This window comes from Kitasatospora sp. NPDC091257 (assembly GCF_044757675.1).
Classification (GTDB): Bacteria; Actinomycetota; Actinomycetes; order Streptomycetales; family Streptomycetaceae; genus Kitasatospora; species Kitasatospora lactacystinica.
The window spans coordinates 1-5,355 of the sequence record NZ_JBIVVI010000627.1 but is presented as its reverse complement, the minus strand read 5'-3'; the positions used below and the strand labels follow the sequence as shown (position 1 = coordinate 5,355).

Sequence of the window (5,355 nt, the reverse complement as noted above, 5' to 3'; positions counted from 1 at the left end):
GGGGGAATGCAGCTCACCGGACTCCACGTCTACCCCGTCAAGTCGATGTACCGCCTGAGCCCGGACACCGCCGTGGTCCAACCGTGGGGCCTGGCCGGAGACCGTCGCTGGATGCTCGCCGACGCGACCGGACGGTTCGTCAGCCAGCGCGAGAACGCGGCCCTCGGACAGGTCCGCGCCGAACTGCTGCCCGAGGGCGCCCTCGGCCTGACCGCCCCGGACGGCTCCCGGATCGAGGTCGCCGCCCCCGCCGTCGCGGCCGGCGACCCGCTCGCCGACGTCGAGGTCTGGGGCACCCGATTCCACGCCGCCGAGGCCGACAAGGAGACGCACCAGTGGATCGCCGAGCACCTCGGCGACTACCGCCTGGTGCACCTGGACGACCCGCGCGCCCGGCCGGTCGACCCGGAGTACGGCCGGCCCGACGACAACGTCTCGATGGCCGACGGCTTCCCGCTGCTGCTCACCACCACCGCCTCCCTGGACCGGCTCAACGAGCTGATCGCCACCGAGAACCCCGACGGCCACGAGACCCTGCCGATGGAACGTTTCCGCCCGAACGTGGTGGTCGGCGGCGCCGAACCGTGGGCCGAGGACACCTGGAGCAGGATCCGGATCGGCTCGGTCACCTTCAAGGTGGTCAAGCCCTGCGGCCGCTGCGTGATCACCACCACCGACCAGGAGACCGGCGAGCGGCGCGGCAAGGAACCGCTGCGCACCCTGGCCCGCCACCACCGGCTGCTGCGCAAGGCCGCGTTCGGGCAGAACCTGATCCCCGAACGGCCGGCCGGCGTCGAGGGCGACGCGCTCGGCACGCTGCGGCTGGGCGACGAGGTCGAGGTGCTGGAGGACGGGGCGCACTGGCCTGCCGACGGGCGCTGAGCGCGTGGGCGCTTGGACGCGTGGGCGGGTGGGCGGCACCGGGAATCCGCGGGGCGGGCCGTGCCGACCGCCCGCGCCGACCGCCCGCGCCGGCCACCGTTCCAACCTCCCGTTCCAACCTCCCGTGCGACTTCGCGAGCCGACCCGAGCGGAACCACCTCTGTGCGCGCTCGTTGAAACAAGTGGTCGGAACCTGTGGCGGCGCTGAACGCTACCGGTGTCCGCGCGACCGCGGGCGGCCGGACCACCCACGTGGGCGCGCTACGGTGGGCGGACGGCCCGCGCACCCCCGCGCGTACGGCCCGTTGATCGCCGGCTCGACGAAGGTGGGGACGACAGACCGTCATGGCTGAGCACAGGGTCCGAGTCACCCAGGACAGCGCATCCCGCTGGCGTCGCCGCGCGGGAGAGTACGACACGCTCGCGGAGGCCCTCGCCGCCGCCGAACCCGGCGACACCGTGACCGTCCGTCCGGGCACCTTCCGGGAGAACGTGCTCCTGGACAAGCCCGTGACGCTGGTCCCGGCCCAGGGGCCGGGGACGGTCCGGATCGACCCGCCCTCCGGCGTGGCGCTCACCGTGACCGCCGCCGCGACCGTACGCGACCTGGTCGTCGAGGGCGGCGACAGCTCCACCCCCGCCGTTCTGGTCACCGGGCCGGAGGCGACACCCTCCTTCAGCGGCTGCCGGATCGAGACCCGCTCGGCCACCGGGATCGAGATCACCGACGGCGCCCGGCCGACCCTGCGCGGCTGCGTGGTCACCAACCCGGGCGGGCTCGGGCTGCGGCTGCGCGGCGCGGGCACCGCCGCCGCCTTCGAGGACTGCGAGGTCGCCGCCGCCGGACAGGCCGGACTGGCGGTCCTCGGCGGCGCCACCGCGGCCCTGGACCGCTGCCGCGTCCACCACGCCTCCGGTGCCGGCGTCCTGCTCTCCGACCCCGGCAGCGCGGCCGAGCTGACCGGCTGCGAGATCTACGAGATCCGCGGCAGCGGCGTGCAGGCCGAGGCGCAGGCGGGCGGGCGGCTGGTCGACTGCGAGATCCACCGGGTCACCGGCAACGGCCTGACCCTGGACGGCGAGGCCGAGCTGGTGCTCACCGGCTGCCGGGTGCACGACCTGCCGGAGAACGGCGCCGACCTGCGCGGACGCGCCCGGCTGAGCCTCGCGAACAGCACCGTCCGGGACTTCGGGCGCGGGGCGCTTTCGGTCTGGGACCAGGGCACCGAGGCCGTCGCCGAGTCCTGCCAGATCCACAGCTCGACCGGCGAGTACCCGGCACTGTGGGTCAGCGACGGCGCCCGGCTGACCCTCACCGACTGCTCGCTGCACGACCTGCCGGACGCCCTGTTCGTCCTCGACCGGGACTCCGCCGCCACCGCCGAGGGCTGCTCGTTCAGCCGGATCCGCAGTTCGGCGGTCTCGGTCAGCGGCGGGGCCACCGTCTCCCTCGCTTCCTGCCGGGTGCAGGAGGCGGGCACCGGGCTCTGGTTCCGCGACCACGGCAGCGGCGGACTCCTCACCGACTGCGAGATCTCCGACGTGGCCACCGGCGTGATCGTCACCAAGGGCGCCGACCCGGTGCTGCGCGACTGCACCGTACGGGCCAGCACGGACGCCGGGGTGTACGTCTCGGCGCAGGGGCGGGGCACCTTCGAGGACTGCCGGGTCTCCCAGGGCAAGGGCTTCGGCTTCCACATCATCGACGGCTGCCGGACCCAGCTCATCCGGTGCCGGGCGGAGCACAACCAGCGGACCGGGTTCGAGTTCTCCGAACCGGGGCCGGTCACGGAGGGGTGCATCTCGGACGACGTCGCGGCCGCTCCGGCGCCGGCCGCCCCCGGTGGCGGTGCGGGACCGGGGCCCGGGCGCGGGTCCGGACCGGCGTCCGGGCGCGGGCCGGGGCTGGGCTCGTCCTTCGGACCCCCCGACGTACCGGCGCCGCGCACGGCCCAACTGGCCTCGGTGGCACCGGTGTTGGCACCGCCCGCGGGCGGCTCGGCGACCATCTCGCCGATCCCGGACTGTCGGCCGGCCGAGGAAGCGCTCGCCGAGCTGGACTCCCTGGTCGGACTGGCCACGGTCAAGCAGGAGGTGCGCACGCTGATCGACCTGATCTCGGTCGGCCGTCGCCGCCGCCAGGCCGGACTCAAGGCGCCCTCGCTGCGCCGGCACCTGGTCTTCACCGGGGCACCGGGCACCGGCAAGACCACCGTCGCCCGGCTCTACGGCGAGATCCTCGCCTCGCTCGGGGTGCTCCAGCGCGGGCACCTGGTCGAGGTGGCCCGGGTGGACCTGGTCGGCGAGCACATCGGCTCCACCGCGATCCGCACCGCGGCCGCCTTCGACCGGGCACGCGGCGGGGTGCTCTTCATCGACGAGGCGTACGCGCTCGCACCCGAGGACGGGGCACGGGACTTCGGGCGCGAGGCGATCGACACCCTGGTCAAGCTGATGGAGGACCACCGGGACGAGGTGGTCGTCATCGTGGCGGGCTACACCGCCGAGATGGAGCGCTTCCTCTCCGCCAACCCCGGTGTCTCCTCCCGCTTCTCCCGCACCATCGGCTTCCCCGACTACACGGCGGACGAACTGCTGGAGATCGCCAGGGCGCAGTGCGCCGAACACGAGTACGCGCTCTCCGAGGACACGGAGAAGTCGCTGCTGGAACACTTCGGCGGGCTGGAGCGCGGGCCCAACTTCGGCAACGGGCGCACCGCACGGCAGGTCTTCGAGACCATGGTCGAGCGGCACGCGGTGCGGATCGCCCATCTCGCGAACCCGTCCACGGAGGAACTCCAGCTGCTCGTCCCGGCCGACCTGCCGACGGCGCCGCTTCCGTAGCGGCGGCGGCTGGGGCAGGGAGCAGGCCGGCAGCGTCGCGGTAGGGGAACTCGTCGGCCGCGCCGGGCCGTTGAGGCGGACATGGGTGTGCTGCTGACGGGCGCGGCGGGCGGGTTGCTGCTGCCGGCCGGACTGGTCGTGATGTTCTTCCTGGGCGCGGTGGTGCGGCGGCTGCGCGCCCGCCCGACGGCGGAAGCGGGCGGCGGACGCGGTGCGGGTGCGACCGCCACGGAGGAGCTGCACGCGCTGCTCTACCCGGGCAAGCGGGTGCAGTTGGAGCAGCGGCGGGTCGAACTGGTACTGCGGGACGACGAGCACGACGGCGCACCGAAGCGTACGGGGATCGACCTCGCAGGCGGCCGGGCGGTCATCCGGCGGTGACGGCCTCGGGCCTCAGGTTGACAGCCGAGGGCGGACAGCCGACAGACAACCGATGTCAGATAACAGATGATGAAATCTGTCAGCTGACAGTTGTCATCCGCCGGCCCTCGACTGTCCGCCCGCCGGCCTCAGCCCACCCAGGCACCGCCTGCGAGGAAGGACTCCAGCGCCGCCCGGTACGGCGCGATGTCGATCCGCTCGCCCGCCAGCCAGTCGTCGGAGTAGTACTTGTCCAGGTAGCGGTCCCCCGGGTCGCAGATCAGGCCGACCACGCTGCCCGTCCGCCCGTCCGCGCGCATCTCGGCGACGATCCGCAGCGCACTCCACAGGCCCGTCCCGGTGGAGGCACCCGCCTTCTTGCCGAGCACCCGCTCCAGCACCCGTACGGCGGCGATCGACGCGGCGTCCGGCACCCTCATCATCCGGTCGATCGCCCCCGGGACGAAGCTCGGCTCCATCCGCGGCCGTCCGATGCCCTCGATCCGCGAGCCGCTCTCGCAGACGGCGTCCGGGTCGTGATGCACCCAGCCGTCGAAGAAGCAGGAGTTCTCCGGGTCCGCGACGCAGATCCGGGTGTCGTACTGCATGTAGTGGACGAACCGGGCGATGGTCGCCGAGGTGCCGCCGGTACCGGCGGTGGCCACGATCCAGGCCGGCTCGGGGTGCGGCTCCAGGCGCAGCTGGGCGAAGACCGACTCGGCGATGTTGTTGTTGCCGCGCCAGTCGGTGGCCCGCTCGGCATAGGTGAACTGGTCCATGTAGTGCCCGCCGGTCTCCTCGGCGAGCCGGGCGGAGACCTCGTACACCTCGTCCGAGCGCTCGACCAGGTGACACTCACCGCCGTGGAACTGGATCAGGTCGATCTTGGCCTGGCTGGTGCTCTTGGCCATCACGGCGATGAACGGCACCCCGATGAGCTGGGCGAAGTACGCCTCGGAGACGGCGGTGGAGCCGCTGGAGGCCTCGATCACCGGCTTTCCGGGCCGGATCCAGCCGTTGCAGAGCCCGTAGAGGAAGAGCGAGCGGGCCAGGCGGTGCTTGAGCGAGCCGGTCGGGTGGGTGGACTCGTCCTTGAGGTAGAGGTCGATCCCCCACTGAGCGGGCAGCGGGAAGCGCAGCAGGTGGGTGTCGGCGGAGCGGTTGGCGTCGGCCTGGACCTTGCGCACCGCCTCCTTGAGCCAGGCTCGGTACTCCGGGTCGGAGCGGTCGACGTCGACGGTCGGCTCGATGCCGGGCTCGATGCGGGGG

Annotated in this window: 4 protein-coding genes; 3 read left to right on the top strand and 1 reads right to left on the bottom strand. The window is 73.2% G+C overall.

Annotated features, from left to right (window positions below; translation table 11 throughout):
- The 3 genes from ACIQOV_RS25955 to ACIQOV_RS25945 all read left to right on the top strand — a co-directional run.
- On the top strand, positions 1-882 hold an 882-nt coding region (locus tag ACIQOV_RS25955), incomplete at its 5' end, for an MOSC domain-containing protein (RefSeq protein ID WP_401052341.1).
- A 345-nt stretch (positions 883-1,227) separates the two neighbouring features.
- Entirely contained in the window at positions 1,228-3,726 is a 2,499-nt protein-coding gene (locus ACIQOV_RS25950) for a right-handed parallel beta-helix repeat-containing protein (protein ID WP_401052339.1), read from the top strand.
- A gap of 81 nt (positions 3,727-3,807) precedes the next feature.
- Entirely contained in the window at positions 3,808-4,107 is a 300-nt protein-coding gene (locus ACIQOV_RS25945) for a DUF6191 domain-containing protein (RefSeq protein ID WP_401052336.1), read from the top strand.
- A 128-nt stretch (positions 4,108-4,235) separates the two neighbouring features.
- On the opposite strand, the gene ACIQOV_RS25940 is transcribed toward ACIQOV_RS25945, so the two are convergent.
- Entirely contained in the window at positions 4,236-5,348 is a 1,113-nt protein-coding gene (locus tag ACIQOV_RS25940; RefSeq protein ID WP_401052343.1) for a PLP-dependent cysteine synthase family protein, read from the bottom strand.
- Positions 5,349-5,355: the final 7 nt, after the last annotated feature.